The organism is Paracoccus spongiarum (genome assembly GCF_030732095.1).
Classification (GTDB): domain Bacteria; phylum Pseudomonadota; class Alphaproteobacteria; order Rhodobacterales; family Rhodobacteraceae; genus Paracoccus; species Paracoccus spongiarum.
In genome coordinates, this window is sequence record NZ_JAVAMQ010000015.1 from 53,602 (window position 1) to 71,056 (window position 17,455).

At 68.1% G+C, this 17,455-nt stretch carries 21 protein-coding genes; 13 read left to right on the top strand and 8 right to left on the bottom strand.

Annotated elements, in window-relative coordinates; all coding sequences use genetic code 11:
• Positions 1 to 36: 36 nt before the first annotated feature.
• The 8 genes from Q5Y72_RS14835 (at position 37) to Q5Y72_RS14870 (ending at position 8,497) form a co-directional block, all read left to right on the top strand.
• On the top strand, positions 37 to 1,482 hold the full coding sequence (locus Q5Y72_RS14835; protein WP_305964205.1) for an extracellular solute-binding protein: 1,446 nt from the start codon (positions 37 to 39) through the stop codon (positions 1,480 to 1,482).
• Positions 1,483 to 1,633: 151 nt separating this feature from the next.
• Positions 1,634 to 2,512, top strand: coding sequence for a carbohydrate ABC transporter permease (locus Q5Y72_RS14840; protein ID WP_305964206.1), 879 nt, complete (start codon positions 1,634 to 1,636; stop codon positions 2,510 to 2,512).
• Between the two features lie 4 nt (positions 2,513 to 2,516).
• Positions 2,517 to 3,353: a carbohydrate ABC transporter permease gene (locus Q5Y72_RS14845; RefSeq protein ID WP_305964207.1), complete on the top strand. Its 837-nt coding sequence runs from the start codon at positions 2,517 to 2,519 to the stop codon at positions 3,351 to 3,353.
• 4 nt (positions 3,354 to 3,357) lie between these two features.
• Positions 3,358 to 3,600 carry a DUF2160 family membrane protein gene (locus tag Q5Y72_RS14850; protein ID WP_305964208.1) on the top strand — a complete coding sequence of 81 codons (243 nt, stop codon included), beginning with the start codon at positions 3,358 to 3,360 and terminating at the stop codon, positions 3,598 to 3,600.
• 4 nt (positions 3,601 to 3,604) lie between these two features.
• Complete coding sequence (locus Q5Y72_RS14855; RefSeq protein ID WP_305964209.1) at positions 3,605 to 4,657, top strand: NAD(P)-dependent alcohol dehydrogenase; 1,053 nt, start codon at positions 3,605 to 3,607, stop codon at positions 4,655 to 4,657.
• Between the two features lie 12 nt (positions 4,658 to 4,669).
• Positions 4,670 to 5,731, top strand: coding sequence for an ABC transporter ATP-binding protein (locus Q5Y72_RS14860; protein ID WP_305964210.1), 1,062 nt, complete (start codon positions 4,670 to 4,672; stop codon positions 5,729 to 5,731).
• A gap of 53 nt (positions 5,732 to 5,784) precedes the next feature.
• Complete coding sequence (locus tag Q5Y72_RS14865; RefSeq protein ID WP_305964211.1) at positions 5,785 to 6,483, top strand: HAD family hydrolase; 699 nt, start codon at positions 5,785 to 5,787, stop codon at positions 6,481 to 6,483.
• Positions 6,484 to 6,646: 163 nt separating this feature from the next.
• Positions 6,647 to 8,497: a DEAD/DEAH box helicase gene (locus tag Q5Y72_RS14870; protein ID WP_305964212.1), complete on the top strand. Its 1,851-nt coding sequence runs from the start codon at positions 6,647 to 6,649 to the stop codon at positions 8,495 to 8,497.
• A gap of 25 nt (positions 8,498 to 8,522) precedes the next feature.
• Here the strand turns inward: Q5Y72_RS14870 and ilvD are convergent, their stop codons facing one another.
• From ilvD to Q5Y72_RS14895, 5 genes are all read right to left on the bottom strand, one after another.
• Entirely contained in the window at positions 8,523 to 10,361 is a 1,839-nt protein-coding gene (gene ilvD, locus Q5Y72_RS14875) for a dihydroxy-acid dehydratase (RefSeq protein ID WP_305964213.1), read from the bottom strand.
• A gap of 95 nt (positions 10,362 to 10,456) precedes the next feature.
• Positions 10,457 to 10,771, bottom strand: a complete 315-nt coding sequence (locus tag Q5Y72_RS14880) for a DMT family transporter (protein ID WP_305964214.1) — start codon at positions 10,769 to 10,771, stop codon at positions 10,457 to 10,459.
• A gap of 201 nt (positions 10,772 to 10,972) precedes the next feature.
• Entirely contained in the window at positions 10,973 to 12,163 is a 1,191-nt protein-coding gene (locus Q5Y72_RS14885) for a UbiH/UbiF family hydroxylase (RefSeq protein WP_305964215.1), read from the bottom strand.
• Between the two features lie 41 nt (positions 12,164 to 12,204).
• Positions 12,205 to 12,402 (bottom strand): hypothetical protein, encoded by a 198-nt coding sequence (locus Q5Y72_RS14890; protein WP_305964216.1) that lies wholly within the window; start codon positions 12,400 to 12,402, stop codon positions 12,205 to 12,207.
• Positions 12,403 to 12,456: 54 nt separating this feature from the next.
• Positions 12,457 to 13,128: a pyrimidine 5'-nucleotidase gene (locus Q5Y72_RS14895; RefSeq protein ID WP_305964226.1), complete on the bottom strand. Its 672-nt coding sequence runs from the start codon at positions 13,126 to 13,128 to the stop codon at positions 12,457 to 12,459.
• A 64-nt stretch (positions 13,129 to 13,192) separates the two neighbouring features.
• On the opposite strand from Q5Y72_RS14895, the gene Q5Y72_RS14900 reads away from it, so the two are divergent.
• Genes Q5Y72_RS14900 through Q5Y72_RS14915 form a run of 4 tightly spaced genes read left to right on the top strand, consistent with a single transcriptional unit; the run spans position 13,193 to position 15,387 of the window.
• A complete protein-coding gene (locus Q5Y72_RS14900) occupies positions 13,193 to 13,822 on the top strand; it encodes a GntR family transcriptional regulator (RefSeq protein WP_305964217.1) in 630 nt (209 codons plus the stop codon).
• A complete protein-coding gene (locus Q5Y72_RS14905; RefSeq protein ID WP_305964218.1) occupies positions 13,815 to 14,117 on the top strand; it encodes a hypothetical protein in 303 nt (100 codons plus the stop codon). Before Q5Y72_RS14900 ends, Q5Y72_RS14905 begins: the two co-directional genes overlap by 8 nt.
• The gene (locus Q5Y72_RS14910; protein WP_305964219.1) at positions 14,108 to 14,737 is read left to right on the top strand and encodes a DNA-3-methyladenine glycosylase family protein; all 630 of its coding nucleotides are present in this window, start codon (positions 14,108 to 14,110) and stop codon (positions 14,735 to 14,737) included. The genes Q5Y72_RS14905 and Q5Y72_RS14910 overlap by 10 nt, the downstream gene beginning before the upstream one ends.
• Complete coding sequence (locus Q5Y72_RS14915; RefSeq protein ID WP_305964220.1) at positions 14,734 to 15,387, top strand: alpha/beta hydrolase; 654 nt, start codon at positions 14,734 to 14,736, stop codon at positions 15,385 to 15,387. The genes Q5Y72_RS14910 and Q5Y72_RS14915 overlap by 4 nt, the downstream gene beginning before the upstream one ends.
• Positions 15,388 to 15,390: 3 nt before the next feature.
• Here the strand turns inward: Q5Y72_RS14915 and Q5Y72_RS14920 are convergent, their stop codons facing one another.
• Positions 15,391 to 15,831 (bottom strand): VOC family protein, encoded by a 441-nt coding sequence (locus tag Q5Y72_RS14920; protein ID WP_305964221.1) that lies wholly within the window; start codon positions 15,829 to 15,831, stop codon positions 15,391 to 15,393.
• Between the two features lie 187 nt (positions 15,832 to 16,018).
• On the opposite strand from Q5Y72_RS14920, the gene Q5Y72_RS14925 reads away from it, so the two are divergent.
• Positions 16,019 to 16,618: an HNH endonuclease gene (locus tag Q5Y72_RS14925; RefSeq protein ID WP_305964222.1), complete on the top strand. Its 600-nt coding sequence runs from the start codon at positions 16,019 to 16,021 to the stop codon at positions 16,616 to 16,618.
• On the opposite strand, the gene Q5Y72_RS14930 is transcribed toward Q5Y72_RS14925, so the two are convergent.
• Entirely contained in the window at positions 16,591 to 17,241 is a 651-nt protein-coding gene (locus tag Q5Y72_RS14930) for a DUF1638 domain-containing protein (protein WP_305964223.1), read from the bottom strand. The two genes, Q5Y72_RS14925 and Q5Y72_RS14930, sit on opposite strands and share 28 nt — an antisense overlap.
• Positions 17,225 to 17,398: a hypothetical protein gene (locus Q5Y72_RS14935; RefSeq protein ID WP_305964224.1), complete on the bottom strand. Its 174-nt coding sequence runs from the start codon at positions 17,396 to 17,398 to the stop codon at positions 17,225 to 17,227. Before Q5Y72_RS14935 ends, Q5Y72_RS14930 begins: the two co-directional genes overlap by 17 nt.
• Positions 17,399 to 17,455: the final 57 nt, after the last annotated feature.

A 17,455-nucleotide genomic window follows, 5' to 3' on the forward strand; every position in this document is an offset into this window, starting at 1 on the left:
GGTCCCCCAAATGATTTCAGGGAGGATGAGATGGGAATGAGACATGTATTCGGCGCATCGCTGCTGAGCCTCGCGGTGGCGACGGGCGGCGCCTTTGCGCAGGAATTGCAGATCGGAAACGAGGATTGGTGGAAAGAGGCCGGGGCGAAGTTCGATGGCGTGACGCTGCGCGGCGTCACCGAATCGACGCCGCCCTCGAACTTCATCTCGGACGTGCTGGCGCCCAAGTTCGAGGAACTGACCGGCATCCGCGTCGATGTCGAGACGACCTCGTGGGATCAGATGTATGACAAGGCGATCAAGGACATGGAGGCCGGCACCGGCATCTATGACATGATCTACATCGAACAGGACATCGTCTATGCCTACATGGCGCGCAACTTCCTGGTCGACCTGACCAAGGCGCTTGCCGACAAGCCCGACCTGAAGGCCGCAAATTACGACGAGGCGAATTTCACCACCTTCGCCGACAATTTCCGCGGCGCGAATGGCGAACTTTACGGCGTGCCGATGGAGGCCTTCATCAAGGTCTATCTGTATCGCACCGACCTGTTCAACGACCCCGAGGTGCAGGCCGCCTTCAAGGAAAAGACCGGCAAGGACCTTGCCCCCGCCACCAACCATGCCGATTATGCCGAGATCGCGCAGTTCTTCACCCAGTGGGGCAAGGACAAGGGGCTGGACCTGTGGGGCACGACCGCGCAGGCCCATACCGGACACCCGGCATCCTGGTACGAATTCTTCGAATCGGTCGCGCCGACCTATGGCGTCTACAACTGGGGCATCGACGCGGCGAACAACTATGCCGCCTCGGTTGAGAACGGCGGCACCATGAATTCGCCGGAATCGAAGGAAGCGTTGAAGTGGTGGCTGTCGATGCGTGACATCGCGCCCCCCGAATCGGTGCAGTCGACCTGGACCGAGGTGGCCACGACCTTCGCCGCGGGCCGGGCCGCGCAGGGGCTGGTCTATGGCGAGAACGCCGCATGGATCGCATCGGACGAATCGAAATCCAAGGTGGTCGGCAATGTCGGCGTCGCCCTGCCGCCGATGCAGGACGGCATCCTCGAGCAGGTCGAGGGCGGCACCGGCTATATCGGCTATTACGATGGCGGCGCCTTCGGCCTGCCGGTGACATCGAAGAACCAGGACGCGGCGCTGCTGTTCCTGCAATTCATGGCGCTGCCCGAGGTTCAGGAAGAATGGGCGGTCGCCGCACCGCGCATCACGCTGACCTCGACCTACGACTCGCCCAAGGTGGCCGAACTGAACACCGAGCTTGGCGGCTATTACGACATGCTCAAGGATCAGGGCTACCTGTTCAAGGGCGCGCCGGAATACCCGTTCCACGCCCAGGTCCGCGAGGCGACGGCGCCGATCTTCTACGACATCCTGACCGGCAAGATCGGCCCGGACGAGGGGCTGGACCAGATGGCCGCGAAGGCTGAAGAGGAACTGACCTCGCTGGGCTATCGCAAGTAGCGACCGGACCGGGCCGCCGCCCCGGCGGCGGTCCGGCTGTGAGGCCACCCCCCAGGCGACCGGCCGGCCCCAGGGCGCAACGGGCCTGCCCACAGCCGCGCCGCGCGGCACCCCATGACCTTGCCCCCGCACGAAGTCGAAGGAGAGGACGATGCAATCCAGGAAGCTGGGATGGTTGCTGCTGGCGCCGACGCTGGCCGTGCTGTTCCTGTTCGGCGTGGTGCCGTTCTTCTACGTGATCTATGTGGCGTTCCACCAGTGGAACCCCTTCGCGGCCAATCCCGAGATGATCTTCAACGGCGCCGACAACTTCCGGCAGGTGGTGTTCGACGCGGGCTTCCTGGCCTCGCTTGGCGTGACGATGGCCTTCGTCTTCTTCGCCGTCCTGACCGAGCTGATCATCGGCTATCTGCTGGCGCAGGCCTTCATGAAGGACTTTCCCGGCAAGGCGATCTTCCGCACCATCCATACCCTGCCGCTGATCATGGCGCCGATCATCGTCGGCTCGATCTGGAAGCTGATGACGACGCCCTCCATCGGCATCATCCCGCATCTTCTGGACAGCTGGTTCGGCTATGACCTCAACATCGGCCAGTCGGCCGGCGCGGCCTTTGCCATCACCGTCATCATGGATGTGTGGCACTGGACGCCGCTCGTCACGCTGACCCTGATCGCGGCCCTCGTGTCGCTGCCGCCCGACCCGTTCGAGCAAGCCCAGATCGACGGCGCCAACAAGCGGCAGATCTTCTGGCACATCACCCTTCCGATGATCGCCCCGGCCGTCGTCGCCACCGTCTTCATCCGGCTGATGGACGCGCTGCGCACGGTGGACGAGGTGCTGATGCTGACCGGCGGCGGCCCAGGCTCGGCCACCCGCTATGTCGGGGTGCACATCTTCAAGGAGGTCTTTCCGCGTACCAATTACGGCTATGGCTCGGCGGTGTCGGTGATCGTCCTATACCTGACCATCGTGGTCTGCTGGCTGCTTTATGTCGGCATGCTGGCCCCCCGCAACACGAAGAAGGGCTGATCCGATGCGGCGCAAGAATCCGTGGCTGTCGATCCTGTTCTGGATCTTCATCAGCTTCCTGACGCTGTTCCCGATCTACTGGCTGTTCGTGGTGTCGGTGAAACCCGCGGTCGAGCTGTTCTCGACCCCCGACGTGATCCTCCGCAGCGTCTACTGGCAGAACTACATCGACGTGCTGAACGACCGCACGCTGCGCGAATACATGCTGAACTCGCTGATCATCTCGACCGGCAACGCGCTGCTCTGCACCACGCTTGGCTTTTTCGCCTGCTATGCGCTGTCGCGCTTTGACCTTAGCGGCAAGGAATCGATCTTCTTCTGGACGATCACCAACCGCATGGCGCCGCCCGCGGTGTTCCTGCTGCCACTGTTCCTGCTGATGACGCAGGTCTACCGGATCGGCGATTTCAGCCTGCTGGACACAAGGATCGGCATGATCCTGGTCTATTGCACCTTCAACCTGCCCTTCGCGATCTGGACGCTGCGCCCGACCGTCGACGGCATCCCGAAGGAACTGGACGAGGCCGCCTTCGTCGATGGCGCAAGCCCCTGGAAGGTCATCACAGAGGTGGTCTTTCCCCTGTGCCGGCCCGGCCTTGCTGTCACGCTGATCCTGACCTGGGTGTTTGCCTGGAACGAATATCTGCTGGCCGCCACCCTGACCAATTTCAACGCCCGCACCCTGACCACCGGTTTGTCCGAATATGTCACCACCACCGGGACCGAATGGGGGATCATGGCCGCGATCTCGGTCTTCACGCTGATCCCCGCGCTGATCGTCTTCGGCATGGTCCAGCGTCACATCGTGACCGGGCTGACCTTCGGCGCCGTGAAAGGATAGCGCGATGACCGACCCTCTCGACCGCCCGGCTCCGGGCACCCGCCCCGACGACGACACCCCCGAGGCAGCCAAGCCCGGCTTCCTGCCCATCGAGACCAACTGGTTCGACCGGCTGTTCATCTCGGTAGTGGTCTGGGTGGCGCTGTCGCTGTTCTGGTTCCGCTTCATCGAGCCGATGGGACCGTCGATCTGGATCTCCAACGCCATCGCGCTGGCCCTGGCCGCGCTGATCATCACGAAGGGCTGACCGCATGAAATCCCTTGTCATGGAAAAGAAGGGCGAATTGTCGCTGCGCGACTTCCCGGACATCGCCCGCGCCGAGGAACATCTGGGCCCGCGCGACGTTCGCATCCGGCTGCACACGGTCGGCATCTGCGGATCGGACGTGCATTACTACGTGGACGGCCGGCTGGGCCCCTTCGTCGTGACCGACCCGATGATCCTGGGCCACGAGGCCTCGGGCACGGTGATCGAGACCGGCGCCGAGGTGACCACGCTGGCCGTCGGCGACCGCGTCTGCATGGAGCCGGGCATCCCCGACCCCAATTCGCGCGCCACCCGGATGGGCATGTACAATGTCGATCCCGCCGTGCGCTTCTGGGCGACGCCGCCCGTCCATGGCATCCTGCGCCCGACCTGCGTGCATCCCGAGGCCTTCACCTTCAAGCTGCCCGAGACCGTCAGCTTCGCCGAGGCGGCGATGGTCGAGCCGCTGGCGGTGGGTGTCCATGCAGCGACCAAGGCGCGCATCCGGCCCGGCGACATCGCCGTGGTGCTGGGCGCGGGGCCGATCGGGCTGGTGACGGCGCTGGCGGCGCTGGCGGGCGGCTGCGCGCGGGTCTATGTCACCGACATCGCCCCGAAGAAGCTGGAGATCGCGGAAAGCCTCAGCCCGGCGATCACCGCCGTCAACGTCGCGCAGGACGACATCGCCCGGCGCGTGCTGGCCGATACCGACGGCTGGGGCTGCGACATCGTTTTCGAGGCGACCGGATCGCCCCGTGCGGCGGCGGGTATGTTCGCGCCCCTCGCGCCCGGCGGATGCGTGGTGATGATCGGCGGCCAGGCCGAGCCGGTTGCCTATGATGCCGGCGCCGCCATGGTCCGCGAGGCGCGCGTCGAAAACATTTTCCGCTATGCCCATGTGTTCCCGCGCTGCGTCGCGATGATCGCCAGCGGCGCCATCGACGTGAAGCCGCTGATCACCCGAACCTTCGATTTCGACGACAGCGTGCGCGCCTTCGAGATCGCTGCATCGGCGCCGGCCGGCGACGTGAAGATGCAGATCGAACTGCCGCAATAAGGAGGCACAGCCATGTCGAATGTCCAGATCCGCGACGTCGTCAAGCGGTACGGCAATGTCCAGGTCATGCACGGCGTCAGCGTCGATATCGAGGATGGCGAGTTCGTCGTGCTGGTCGGCCCCTCGGGCTGTGGCAAGTCCACGCTGCTGCGGATGCTCGCGGGACTGGAAGAGGTCAGCGGCGGCACCATCTCGATCGGCGGCCGGGTCGTCAACGACGTGATTCCGAAGGACCGCGACATCGCCATGGTGTTCCAGTCCTACGCGCTTTATCCGCACAAGACGGTGGCCGACAACATGGGCTTTCCGCTGAAGATGGCCGGACGCCCAAAGGCCGAGATCGCCGAGAAGGTCGGCAAGGCCGCCGAGATCCTGGATCTGACGAAATATCTCGACCGGTTTCCCAAGGCGCTGTCTGGCGGCCAGCGCCAGCGCGTCGCGATGGGCCGCGCGATCGTCCGCGATCCGCAGGTGTTCCTGTTCGACGAGCCGCTGTCGAACCTCGATGCCAAGCTGCGCGTGACCATGCGGGTCGAGATCAAGGAACTGCACCAGCGGCTGAAGACGACCATCGTCTATGTCACCCACGACCAGATCGAGGCGATGACCATGGCCGACAAGATCGTGGTCATGCGCGATGGCCGGGTCGAACAGATCGGCGCACCGCTGGACCTGTATGACAACCCGCAGAACGTCTTCGTGGCGGGCTTCATCGGCTCGCCGTCGATGAACTTCGTCCACGGCACCGTCGCCAGCGAGGGCGGGACGCGCCATTTCCTGTCCGACGGGGGGCTGCGCCTGCCGCTGCCCGACACGGCGGCGGCGGACGGACAGGCCGTCACCTACGGTATTCGCCCCGAACATATCGCGGTCGGCCCCGGCGGCGTGCCGGTCAAGGTGGTTGTGCTGGAGCCGACAGGATCCGCGACCCAGATCTTTGCCCGCGCCGGGGGCGAGATGATCGACGCCATCGTCAAGGACCGCATCGCCGCCCGTCCCGGCGACGAGATCGGCTATCATGTCGACGTCTCGCGCGTTCACCTGTTTGACCGCGCCTCGGAAAAGCGTATCTGAGGGGCGGCCGGCTGGCGCGGCGGGTCGGATCATGGCGAAGAAGGGGGTTTGCAGTGGCGGATGTTCGGGCGGTTATCTTCGATCTCGACGGCTGCCTTGTTGACAGCGAGCCTCTGGCCCTCGACGCGATCGCGGCCGAGATGCGCGCCCTGGGCATCGACGACGCCGAACCCGAGGAGATCCGCGACCGCTTTCTGGGCGTCTCGATCGGGGTTATCTGCGATCATGTCGCGATGCGTTCGGGCGCGGCCTGCCCGCCCGACTTCCCCCGCCGCTTCGAGGATCGGGTCCTTGACCTCTACCAGACACGGCTGCGGCTGATCGACGGTGCGCTGCCCCTGCTGGAGACGCTGAAGGGGCGCGGCCTGTCCGTGGCCATCGCCACCGGCGGGTCGATCCGCAGGATGACCCGGACGCTGCAGTTGTCGGGCCTTGCGCCGCATTTCGAGGGGCGCAGCTTCAGCGCCGATCAGGTGGCGCGCGGCAAGCCCGCGCCCGATCTGGTCCTGCATGCGGCGCAGGCGCTGGGCGCCGCGCCCGCCGGGTGCGTCGTCTTCGAGGACTCGCCCCATGGCGTGCGCGGCGCGATCGCGGCCGGGATGCGCGCCATCGGCTTTGTCGGCGGCAGCCATCTGGACGAGATCCGCGACGCCCATGCCGACCGCCTGCGAGAGGCCGGGGCCGAGCGGGTGGTGACACGCCTCTCGGATCTGCCGGATGCGATAGGCAACCCGCCGGCCGCCACCGCCTGACCGCCCCCGCCTGACCACGCGGCCCTTTGCGCTTTACTTTCGCCGCCGCGGCGTCTATCAGCCCCGTCTTTGGCTCCGCTATCCTGCGGCGGGATCTGGTTTCCCGCCATCCGGGGATGGGTGCCGCTGGCCGGGCCCTGCGCCCCCATTTTCTGGCGACGAGATGACACATGACATGATTGCCGCGCCCCTGGCCGCGGCGCTGGCGGCCAAGGGCTATGCCAGCCTGACCCCGGTTCAGGACGCCGTGCTGGCCGCCGAGGTCGACGGACGCGACCTGCTGGTTTCGGCGCAGACCGGATCGGGAAAGACCGTGGCCTTCGGGCTGGCGATGGCGCCCGACCTGCTGGCCGGGGCCGATCAGCTGCCGCAGACCGGCGCGCCTCTTGCTCTGGCCATCGCGCCGACCCGCGAACTGGCGCTGCAGGTGGCCCGCGAACTGGCCTGGCTTTACGCCGAGGCCGGCGGCCAGATCGCGACCTGCGTCGGCGGCATGGACTACCGCAACGAGCGGCGGGCGCTGGAACGCGGCGCCCAGATCGTCGTCGGCACGCCGGGCCGGCTGCGCGACCATATCGAGCGCGGCAGCCTCGACCTGTCGGGGCTGCGCGCCGCGGTGCTGGACGAGGCCGACGAGATGCTGGACCTGGGCTTCCGCGAGGACCTGGAATTCATCCTCGGGGCCGCACCGTCCGAACGCCGGACGCTGATGTTCTCGGCGACGGTGCCGCCCGCCATCGAGAAGCTGGCGCGGGATTTCCAGCGCGACGCCCTGCGGATCACCGCCGCGGGCGAGGCGCGCCAGCATGTCGACATCGAATACCGCGCGCTGAACGTCACGCCGCGCGACCGCGAACCGGCGATCTTCAACCTGCTGCGCCTGCACGAACCGCGCACGGCCATCGTGTTCTGCAAGACCCGCGCCAATGTGAACCACCTTCTGGCGCGGATGGCCAATCGCGGCTTCCGCGCGGTCGCCCTGTCGGGCGAACTCAGCCAGCAGGAACGCAGCCACGCCCTGCTGGCCCTGCGCGACGGGCGGGCGCAGGTCTGCGTCGCGACCGATGTCGCCGCGCGCGGCATCGACCTGCCGGGGCTGGAACTGGTGATCCATGCCGACCTGCCGACGAATTCCGAAACGCTGCTGCACCGCTCGGGCCGCACCGGACGGGCGGGCGCCAAGGGCATCTCGGCGCTGATCGTGCCGCCTGCCGAACAGAAGAAGGCGCAGCGCCTGCTGAAGACCGCCCGGCTCGAGGCGACATGGGGGCCCGCCCCCTCGGCCGACGACGTGCGGGCCCGCGACGATGCGCGCATCCTTGACCACGCCGCGCTTCAGGCCGCGCCCGAGGACGAGGCCGATCTGGCCGATGCGCTGCTGGAACGCTTTGGCGCGCAGCAACTGGCGGCAGCCTTCATCCGCATGTGGCGCGAAGGCCGCCCGACGCCCGAGGAACTGACCGTCATCAGCGACCGCGCCCCGGCCCCCATCGTGCCGCGCGACCGCGGCGATTTCGGCGATGCGGCGTGGTTTTCGCTGTCGGTCGGCCATACCGGCCGTGCGGAGGCGCGCTGGCTGCTCCCCAAGATCTGCGAGGCCGGCGGCATCACCCGCGACGCGATCGGGGCGATCCGGGTGCGCGAGGACGAGACCTTCGTTCAGATCGCGCAGGCCATGGCCGACCGCTTCGGCGCGCAGACCGAACTGGAAGACGGGTTGACCATGCGCCGCCTGTCGGGCCAGCCCAGCCTGGACCGCCCGGCGCCCTCCGGTCCGCGTCGCACTGCGCCGCGCCACGCCGAGGCGCCTGCGCCGGCCGCGTCCGCCGAGGATGGCGCATCCGAACGCTCGCGCAAGGCGCGCTGGACCACCGCCGAACGCAAGGCCAGGAAGGCCGACATCAAGCCCGCGGCGACCCGCGATCAGAAGCCCGGGCGCGGCAAGGCCGCTTGGGCCAAACCCGCCGCCGCCCGTCAGAAGCCTTCGGGCAAGCCCGGCGGGCGCGGGCGCTGATCCGCGCCCGGCACCGGCGCGCGGATCAGTCCGGGATCACCCTGACCGCACCGCGCGCGGCGCTGGTGGTCATCGCCGCATAGGCGCGCAGCGCGGTCGAGACCTTGCGCTGGCGCGGTTTCGCGGGCTTCCAGCCTGCGGCCTCGCGCGCGGCGCGGCGGGCCGCCAGCGTGGCGTCGTCGACCCGCAGCTCGATCACCCGGTTGGGAATGTCGATGCGGATGATGTCGCCCTGCTCGACAAGGCCGATGGTGCCGCCTTCGGCCGCTTCGGGCGAGACATGGCCGATCGACAGCCCCGACGAGCCACCCGAAAAGCGGCCATCCGTCACCAGCGCGCAGGCCTTGCCCAGCCCCTTCGATTTCAGGTAGCTGGTCGGATACAGCATCTCCTGCATCCCCGGCCCGCCGCGCGGGCCTTCGTACCGGATCAACACGACCTCGCCCGGCTTGACCTTGCCGGTCAGGATGGCGCTGACGCTGTCATCCTGGCTTTCGAAGATATGCGCCGGCCCCTCGAAGGTCAGGATCGAGTCGTCCACGCCCGCGGTCTTCACGATGCAGCCGTCCTCGGCCAGGTTGCCATACAGCACTGCCAGCCCGCCATCGCGCGAGAAGGCGTGTTCGGCGCTGCGGATCACCCCGGACCGGCGGTCCAGATCCACCGCGTCATAGCGGCGATCCTGCGAAAAGGCCGTCTGGGTCGGCACCCCGCCCGGCGCCGCGCGGTAGAAATCATGGACCGAAGCCGCATCCGTGCGCGACACGTCCCAACGATCAAGCGCCTGCGCCAGCGTGCCCGAATGGACGCTGCCCACCGAGGTATCCAGCAGCCCGGCCCGGTCCAGCTGACCCAGGATCGCCATGATGCCGCCGGCGCGGTGAACGTCCTCCATGTGGACGTCAGCCTTGGCGGGCGCGACCTTGCACAGCACCGGCACCTTGCGCGACAGCCGGTCGATATCGGACATGGTGAAGTCGATCTCGGCCTCATGGGCGGCGGCCAGCAGGTGCAGCACGGTGTTCGTCGACCCACCCATCGCGATGTCCAGCGTCATCGCATTTTCGAAGGCGGCAAAGCTGGCGACATTACGGGGCAGGACGCTGGCGTCGTCGCCCTCGTAATGACGCCGGGCCAGATCGACGATCAGGTGGCCCGCCTCGACGAACAGCCGCTTGCGGTCGGCATGGGTCGCAAGCGTCGAGCCGTTGCCGGGCAGCGACAGGCCCAGCGCCTCGGTCAGGCAGTTCATCGAATTGGCGGTGAACATCCCCGAACAGCTGCCGCAGGTCGGACAGGCCGAGCGTTCGATCACCGCGACATCGGCATCCGAGACCGAATCATCGGCCGCGGCGACCATGGCATCGACCAGGTCCAGCGCCTTGACGCGGCCATCCTCCAACACGACCTTGCCGGCCTCCATCGGCCCGCCCGAGACGAAGACCGTCGGGATGTTCAGCCGCAGCGAGGCCATCAGCATCCCCGGCGTGATCTTGTCGCAATTGCTGATGCAAACCATCGCATCGGCGCAATGGGCGTTGACCATGTATTCGACGCTGTCGGCAATGATCTCGCGCGAGGGCAGCGAATACAGCATCCCGTCATGGCCCATCGCGATCCCGTCATCGACGGCTATTGTATTGAATTCCTTCGCGATTCCGCCTGCCGCCTCGACCTCGCGGGCGACCACCTGGCCCAGATCCTTCAGATGGACATGGCCCGGCACGAACTGGGTGAAGCTGTTGACGATGGCGATGATCGGCTTGCCGAAATCACTGTCCTTCACGCCGGTCGCACGCCACAGGCCGCGCGCGCCCGCCATGTTGCGGCCATGGGTGGTGGTGCGGGAACGATAGGCGGGCATGGCTGATCTCCTCTGGCTGGCGCGCGGTCTAGCACCGCCCGAGGCGAAAGGAAATTGCCGAAAACCCGGCCCTCGCGGACCGATCCGGCCAGCGGTCAGGAGGCAAGCTTCATCGTGACGATCCCGGCGACGATCAGCCCCGCCGCCAGCAGCCGCGCCATCGTCACCGCCTCGCCGAACAGCATCACGCCAAGGATGAAGCTGCCGACCGCGCCGATTCCCGTCCAGACCATGTAGGCCGTGCCGAGGGGCAAATGACGCATGGCGACGGCCAGCAGCCAGAACGACCCCAGCATTCCGGCCAGCATGATCGCGGTGGGCATCGGCCTGCTGAAGCCGTCGGACTGCTTCATCGCGCCGGCCCAGACGATTTCCAGAAGACCGGCGACGAACAGGATGACCCAAGGCATGACGAGAAACCTTCTTGCAGCGGCCGGGTCGTCCCGGCGATTGCACCCGTTTCGGGGGAGGTCGTCCTCGCAGGCGGCGCATAGCACCGTTCCCGCCCCGTTTCAAGCCGCATCGCCGCCGATCGCGCGCGACGCCCCGCAGGGGGTCCGGGGGGCGCGTGCTCCCCCGGCGGTCGCGGGACGCAAGGCAATGCTGCCGGTTCAGCGCAGCCCCAGCCCCGCCCGCATCATCAGCCGCCGCACCGGAGCCACGCCGTAAAGCCCGCCCAGTGCAGCCGCGCGCAAATCGCGCAGCGGCCGCAACGCGGCCTGACTGGCCCGGTTCAGCGCATCGATGCCCAGCAGCCGGGCCTGCGCCTCGAAACGCCGCCTGCGGTCATAGGCGCGCAGGCTGGCGGCGCTGCCCGGTTCGTCGCGCGACAGTTCGATCAGCGCGGCGAGGTCGGCAAGGCTCATGTTCAGCCCCTGCGCACCGATCGGCGGCACCACATGCGCAGCCTCGGCGATCAGCGCCGTGCGCGGTCCCGAAAAGCGGTCCGCGATCTGGCTGATGATCGGCCACTGGCCCAGCGCCGTCGCCTGCCGCAGATGCCCCAGCACCCCGGCCGAGCGCGCGTTCAGCGCCAGCTCGAATTCGTCGCCGGGCAGGGCGGCCAGCCGGGCGATCTCGGCGCCGCCATCCATCCACACCACGGCCGAGCAGGGCCGCCCCGCCCGGTCGGGCAGCGGCACCAGCGTGAACGGGCCGCCGCTGCGGTGGATCTCGGTCGAGACATTTGCATGCGGGATCTCGTGCGTCACCGCAAAGGCCAGCGCCTTCTGGCCATAGCGCAGCGTGCGCACGCCTATCCCCAGGGCCTCGCGCACCGGCGAGGCCCGCCCATCGGCGGCGACCAGCAGCCGCGCCTGCAAACGGCGCCCGTCGGTCAGCGTCACCAGCGCGCCTTCGTCCCGCGCGACGACGCCCGCCGTGCCGATGCCGGGCAGGTGGCGCACCCGCGGCATCGCGGCGATCGCCGCCGCGATCTCGCGCCGCAGCAGCCAGTTCTGAAGATTCCAGCCGAAGGGCGCGTCGCCGATTTCGGACGCGTCGAAATCGCGGATCAGGCGCGGTTCGGGACGCGCGCCGCCGGCATCCACGATGCGCATCACCTGCAGCGGCGTGGCATGGGGCGCCAGCCCGTGCCACAGACCGATCCGCTGCAACAGGGCCACCGCGGGCGACAGGAAGGCCGTGCTGCGCAGGTCGGCGCCCTCCGCCGCCTCGTCGATGACCGGCAGGGCCGGATCGACGCACAGCACCGACCGCCCTTCGGCCCCGAATGCCGCGGCCGCGATCAGCCCGGCGATGCCGCCGCCCGACACGAGAATGTCGATCTGGTCATGATCCATCGCCCTTGCCTCTCGAGCCGAGCCTGCCGCGCAAGCTGGCGTCAGTTGCCGGCCGTGAAGGCCAGCATCACGACGAACACCACCACGGTCAGCAGGATGCCGACGAGGCCAAGGGCCGGCAGGCCGAAAGACAGGACCAGCAGCGCCAGGACCGCCAGCACAGCGGCAAGGGCAAGGTAGATGCGCAGCGCAAGGCGCGTGTCTGCGGGCGCGGATTCGGACGCGGTCTCACGGGACATGCATCGGCTCCTTCTGAACGGCGCGTTCAGCCCCTTGTCTACCCCGGATCGCGGTCAGAGGGCAATCGCGCGCAGGAAGGCCACGAGGTCATCGATGCGGTGATCCACATGGGGTATGGCGTCGCAACCGGGCAGCGCGGCACCCGTGTCTGGGCCGTGTCGGGGCGGCCCGACCAGCACCGTGCGCATCCCCATGTCATGCGGCGCCACCAGATTGCGCGGATCGTCCTCGAAGAAGGCCGCCCGGCGCGGGTCGATCGCCGCCATCCGCAGAACCGCCTCGAAGGCCGCGCGGGCTGGCTTTGGGCGAAAGCCCGTCTCCTCGATGCCGTAGACTGCCTCGAACATGCCAAGGCCGCGCGCCGCGAGAACCTTGCGGGCATAGGTCGAATCGCCGTTGGTATGCACCAGCTTGCGGCCGGGCAGCGCCTCGATCGCCGCCGACAGCTCGGGCGCGGGGGCAAGGCCCGTGAAGTCGATGTCGTGAACCTCGGCCAGATAGTCCAGCGGATCGATCGCATGTTCGGCCATCAGCCCGGCAAGCGTGGTGCCGTGCTGGCGCCACCAGTCGCGCCGCAGACGGTCGGCCTCGTCGCGGCGCAGTTGCAGCAACCGCATGACATAGGCGGTCATGCGCGTCTCGATCTGCGGGAACAGCGCCATCTGCGGCGGATACAGGGTGTTGTCGAGATCGAAGATCCAGACGTCGACATGCGCGAAATCCATGTCGCCTGTTAGCGCGCGCACGGGATGCTTGCAATTGCCGGGCGGCCGGCCAATCGTGTCGGCCATGAAGGACGATGCCTATTCCCTGATCCTCGCCGCCATCGAATCGGGCACCTACCGGCCGGGCGACCGGCTGGTGGAATCCGAACTGGCCGAGCGGTTCGGCGTCTCGCGCACGCCGGTCCGCGAGGCCCTGCAGCGGCTGGAAACCCAGGCCATGCTGGTGCGCGACGGCCGCAGCCTGATCGTCGCCTCGCTGGATCACAACCAGCTGGCCGAGCTTTACGTCGTGCGCGCCGAGCTTGAGGCGCTGGCCGCCCGCCTCGCCGCCCGCCACGCCACCCCCGAGGAGGTGCGCGTGCTGGCCCAGATGGTCACCGAGGACCAGAAGGCGATGGGCAATCCCGAGGCGCTGGCCCGCGCCAACAAGCGCTTTCACCACCAGATCCACCTGGCCTCGCACAACCGCTACCTGGTGCAGCAACTGGACCTCGTTCACCGCACGATGGCGCTGATGGCGCGCACATCGCTGGCCGCAGAAGGGCGCGGCGAAACCGCGCTGTCCGAACACAAGCGCATCGTCGATGCGATCGCGGCGGGCGACGGCAAGGCCGCCGATCTGGCACTGCGCCAGCATATCTCGATGGCCTGGGAAACGAGGCTGAAGCTCGAGGCGCAGGCCGAGCGTGGCTGAACCCGGCGATCTGGCGCGCGCCGATCCCAAGAACCTGATCCGCGAAAGCTTCCGGATCGAGGGGATCGGGGCGGGCGAGTGCCGGTCTATCTTCCTCGACTGGGCGCTGTCCCTGCCGCCGGACATCGACCCGGCCGCGGCGATCCGGCTGTTGCTGGGCCATTATGCCCCGAACGCCGGATCGGGTCCTCAGCCACATCCGATGGTCTCGGTGCTGCTTGAGGGTTCTTGCCAGCCGGTCGATGCGCCGCGACGGCGGGGCGGTCGCGCCGCGCGGGTGCCGCGATGCGAGTGATCCGCAGCGACGCCGATCTGGCCGAGGGCTGCGCACACCTGGCGCGGGCCTGCCCGGTCTGGGCCGACATCCTGCCGCAGATCGGCCCGCTGCCCCTGCGCCTGCGCCCTGACGGCTTCGAGGCGATCGCCAGCGCCATCGTCGCCCAGCAGATCTCGGTCACGGCGGCGGCGGCGATCTGGTCGCGCCTCGAGACGGCAGGGCTGACATCCCCGCAGGCCATCGCCGCCGCCGCCGCCGCCGAGGATGACCTGCGCGCCGCCGGCCTGTCGCGGCCCAAGGCGCGCTATCTGCGGGGGATCGCCGCCGCCGGGCTGGACTGGGACGGCCTGCGCGCGCTGCCCGACGACGCGGTGATCGCGGCCCTGACCGCCCTGCCCGGCATCGGTGTCTGGACGGCCGAGATCTATCTGAAATTCGCGCTTGGCCGCGCCGATGTTCTGGCCGCGGGCGATCTGGCGCTGCAAGAGGCGGCGCGGATCATGTATGGCCTGCCCGACCGCCCCGGCCCCGCCGCGCTGCGCGAGATGGCGCAGCCCTGGCGGCCGTGGCGGGCGGTTGCGGCGCGCGGGCTGTGGGCCTATTACCGCCTGGCAAAGGGACGCGAGGGAATTCGATGACCGACCTGAAATCCGCCCGCAAGGGCCCGGCCACGGCCGATTCCGTGGTGGTGTTCCTGCATGGCTATGGCGCCGATGGTGCCGACCTGCTGGGCCTGGCGGACCCGCTTGGCCCGCATCTTCCGGGCACCGCCTTCCACGCCCCCGACGCGCCCGAGCCCAGCGTCAACAATCCCCTCGGCTACCAGTGGTTTCCGATCCCCTGGCTGGACGGGTCGTCCGAGGCGCAGGCGCAGCAGGCGATGGGTCGATCCGTCACGGCGCTGAACGCCTATCTCGACCGCGTGCTGGCCGACGAGGGGCTGGCCGCCGACCGCATGGTGGTGATCGGATTCTCGCAGGGTACGATGATGGCGCTGCATGTGCTGCCGCGCCGTGCCGAGGCGGTGGCCGGCATCATCGGATTCTCGGGCCGCCTGCTGACGCCCGAGACCCTGGCGGACGAGGCGCGCGTCAAGCCGCCGGTGCTGCTGGTGCATGGCGATCAGGATCCGATGGTGCCCTTCGCCGAGATGGGCCTGGCGGGCGAGGCGCTGGAACAGGCTGGCTTCACCGTCTATGGCCATGTGATGAAGGGCACCGGCCACGGCATCTCGCCCGACGGGCTGTCGGTCGCGCTTGGCTTTCTGAAGGATCGGTTGGGCAAATAGCGATCAGCCGCCCGCCCAGATCGCGGGGTCTGCAAGCTCGATCGAGTTTCCGGCCGGATCGCGCAGGTAGATCGACCGCGCGCCGTTCGGCCAGCGGAAATCGGCCTCGATCCCGATGCCCCGCGCGATCAGGTGATCGCGCCAGACCCCAAGGCTTTCCGGTGCCACGGCGAGGCAGAAATGCCCCGGTCCGCGGGCGCCATGCGGCGGGACCGGCAATCGCGCATCGGCATCGGGCGGCACCTCGGTCGCCTCGGCACGGAACACCAACAGCACCTGGGGGCGCGGCAGGTCGGTGATGCGAAAGAACACATGCCGGCCCGGCTGGCTCTGGAACGGTTTCAGCCCCATCACATCGCGCCAGAAGCGGGTCGCCGCTTCCAGATCGTCGGCATAGAGGGCGCTTTCAAGCGTGCCCAGAAGGCGGGGGGCGCGATCGGTCATCTTCCCAGCCTGCCAGTTGCGCGGGCAGCGGGCAATCTGTCATGGCCCTGTCACCGACAGCGGCTATTTCATCCACAACGCGAATACATCCGGGGGCTTGCCAGATCGGGGCCGCGATATATAGTCGAAGTCACGGATCTGAGGGCGCCCCCCATCGTACTCCGCAGGGGGCAGACGGGAAGGCGGCATGCTGGACGAGCGACATCAGACGGATTTCCGGACCCAGTTCGTGCGCGAACCTTCGGCGCTGCGGCATCACCCGGCGCTGGTGCTGAACGCGGATTATCGCCCGCTCAGCTACTACCCGCTGTCGCTGTGGCCCTGGCAAGAGGCGATCAAGGCGGTGTTCCTAGACCGCGTGTCGATCATCGCCGAATATGACGAGGTGGTCCGAAGTCAGAGGCAGGCGTTCCGAATTCCCTCGGTCGTCGTCCTGAAGGATTATGTAAGACCCCAGAAGCGCGTGGCATTCACGCGCTTCAATCTTTTTCTGCGGGACGAGTTCTGCTGCCAGTATTGCGGCGCGAAGGGCGACCTGACCTTCGATCATGTCGTGCCGCGCTCGCGCGGGGGGGTGACCAGCTGGGAAAATGTCGTCGCCGCCTGCAGCCCCTGCAACCTGCGCAAGGCCAACCGCAGCCTGCGCCATTCGGGCATGTCGCTGCGCCGCAAGCCCTGCCAGCCCAGCCCGGACGAGATGCACGCCGTCGGCCGCCGCTTTCCGCCGAACCATCTGCACGACAGCTGGATGGATTTCCTCTACTGGGACGCCGAACTGGAAAGCTGAGACAGAATGCCCGGCAGATCGCCGTACCCGGTCGCCCGGCGCTGATAGGCCAGCCCGAGCCGCCGCGCCGCGGCCTCGGCCTTGGCGTCCAGCGCGGGATCTTCGGTCTGCGCAAGGTAGATCAGCTGCCGGTAATGGGCGAAGTAGGCGTCGCGCAGTTGCGGGTGGCGGTCCAGCCCCATCGCCTGCCAGACGAAGGCATCGAATTGCCGCACGAGGAAGTCGGTCAGGTAGAAGGCGGTGAATTCCGTCTCGGCGCGGGCAGCATGGGGTTCGATGCCGTCGAAGAAGGCGTAGCAATGCGGGCCGGGGATCATCTGGACACCCAGCCGGTCGCAGCACGCCTTCAACAGCCCGCCGGTACCGCAATCCGCATAGACGACGATGATGCGGTCATAGCCACCCCGATGGCGGCGGACCGCGGCCTCGACGGCGTCGGGGATGCGCTCGGGGCGCAGATGCAGGTCGGCCGGAAGACAGTGCAGGTCGACATGGCGCCAGCCATTTGCATCGCGGATCGCCAGCAGTTCACGCGCCAGGGCACCGCAGGCAAGCCACAGGCAGCGCGGCGGGCCGAGATCGCGGGGGGGCGGCGGGTCCAAGGGCCTAGCCCCTGTGGTCATGCCCGTTGCGATGGCCCAGATGGATCAGCGCCGCCGCGCTGAGCGCGATCAGCAGGAACGCCATTTCCGGAACGCCCGCGGCAAAGGATGCCCAAAGCGTCAGCAGCGCCGCGACGACGACCGCGAGGATCATCAGCAGGAAATGTGGCAATGGCATGACGTCGCCTCCTCCCCTTCAATATGGGTCTCCACCCCGGTGTTGAAAAGCCCGCAA

Coding starts and splice junctions, on each gene's coding strand:
- Q5Y72_RS14835 (WP_305964205.1), top strand. CDS start 37: ATGAGACATGTATTCGGCGCATCGCTGCTGAGCCTCGCGGTGGCGACG.
- Q5Y72_RS14920 (WP_305964221.1), bottom strand. CDS start 15,831: ATGACCGATCGCGCCCCCCGCCTTCTGGGCACGCTTGAAAGCGCCCTC.
- Q5Y72_RS14880 (WP_305964214.1), bottom strand. CDS start 10,771: ATGCCTTGGGTCATCCTGTTCGTCGCCGGTCTTCTGGAAATCGTCTGG.
- Q5Y72_RS14855 (WP_305964209.1), top strand. CDS start 3,605: ATGAAATCCCTTGTCATGGAAAAGAAGGGCGAATTGTCGCTGCGCGAC.
- Q5Y72_RS14840 (WP_305964206.1), top strand. CDS start 1,634: ATGCAATCCAGGAAGCTGGGATGGTTGCTGCTGGCGCCGACGCTGGCC.
- Q5Y72_RS14935 (WP_305964224.1), bottom strand. CDS start 17,398: ATGCCATTGCCACATTTCCTGCTGATGATCCTCGCGGTCGTCGTCGCG.
- Q5Y72_RS14900 (WP_305964217.1), top strand. CDS start 13,193: ATGAAGGACGATGCCTATTCCCTGATCCTCGCCGCCATCGAATCGGGC.
- Q5Y72_RS14845 (WP_305964207.1), top strand. CDS start 2,517: ATGCGGCGCAAGAATCCGTGGCTGTCGATCCTGTTCTGGATCTTCATC.
- Q5Y72_RS14925 (WP_305964222.1), top strand. CDS start 16,019: ATGCTGGACGAGCGACATCAGACGGATTTCCGGACCCAGTTCGTGCGC.
- Q5Y72_RS14915 (WP_305964220.1), top strand. CDS start 14,734: ATGACCGACCTGAAATCCGCCCGCAAGGGCCCGGCCACGGCCGATTCC.
- Q5Y72_RS14890 (WP_305964216.1), bottom strand. CDS start 12,402: ATGTCCCGTGAGACCGCGTCCGAATCCGCGCCCGCAGACACGCGCCTT.
- Q5Y72_RS14930 (WP_305964223.1), bottom strand. CDS start 17,241: ATGACCACAGGGGCTAGGCCCTTGGACCCGCCGCCCCCCCGCGATCTC.
- Q5Y72_RS14850 (WP_305964208.1), top strand. CDS start 3,358: ATGACCGACCCTCTCGACCGCCCGGCTCCGGGCACCCGCCCCGACGAC.
- Q5Y72_RS14910 (WP_305964219.1), top strand. CDS start 14,108: ATGCGAGTGATCCGCAGCGACGCCGATCTGGCCGAGGGCTGCGCACAC.
- Q5Y72_RS14860 (WP_305964210.1), top strand. CDS start 4,670: ATGTCGAATGTCCAGATCCGCGACGTCGTCAAGCGGTACGGCAATGTC.
- Q5Y72_RS14870 (WP_305964212.1), top strand. CDS start 6,647: ATGACACATGACATGATTGCCGCGCCCCTGGCCGCGGCGCTGGCGGCC.
- Q5Y72_RS14885 (WP_305964215.1), bottom strand. CDS start 12,163: ATGGATCATGACCAGATCGACATTCTCGTGTCGGGCGGCGGCATCGCC.
- ilvD (WP_305964213.1), bottom strand. CDS start 10,361: ATGCCCGCCTATCGTTCCCGCACCACCACCCATGGCCGCAACATGGCG.
- Q5Y72_RS14895 (WP_305964226.1), bottom strand. CDS start 13,128: ATGGATTTCGCGCATGTCGACGTCTGGATCTTCGATCTCGACAACACC.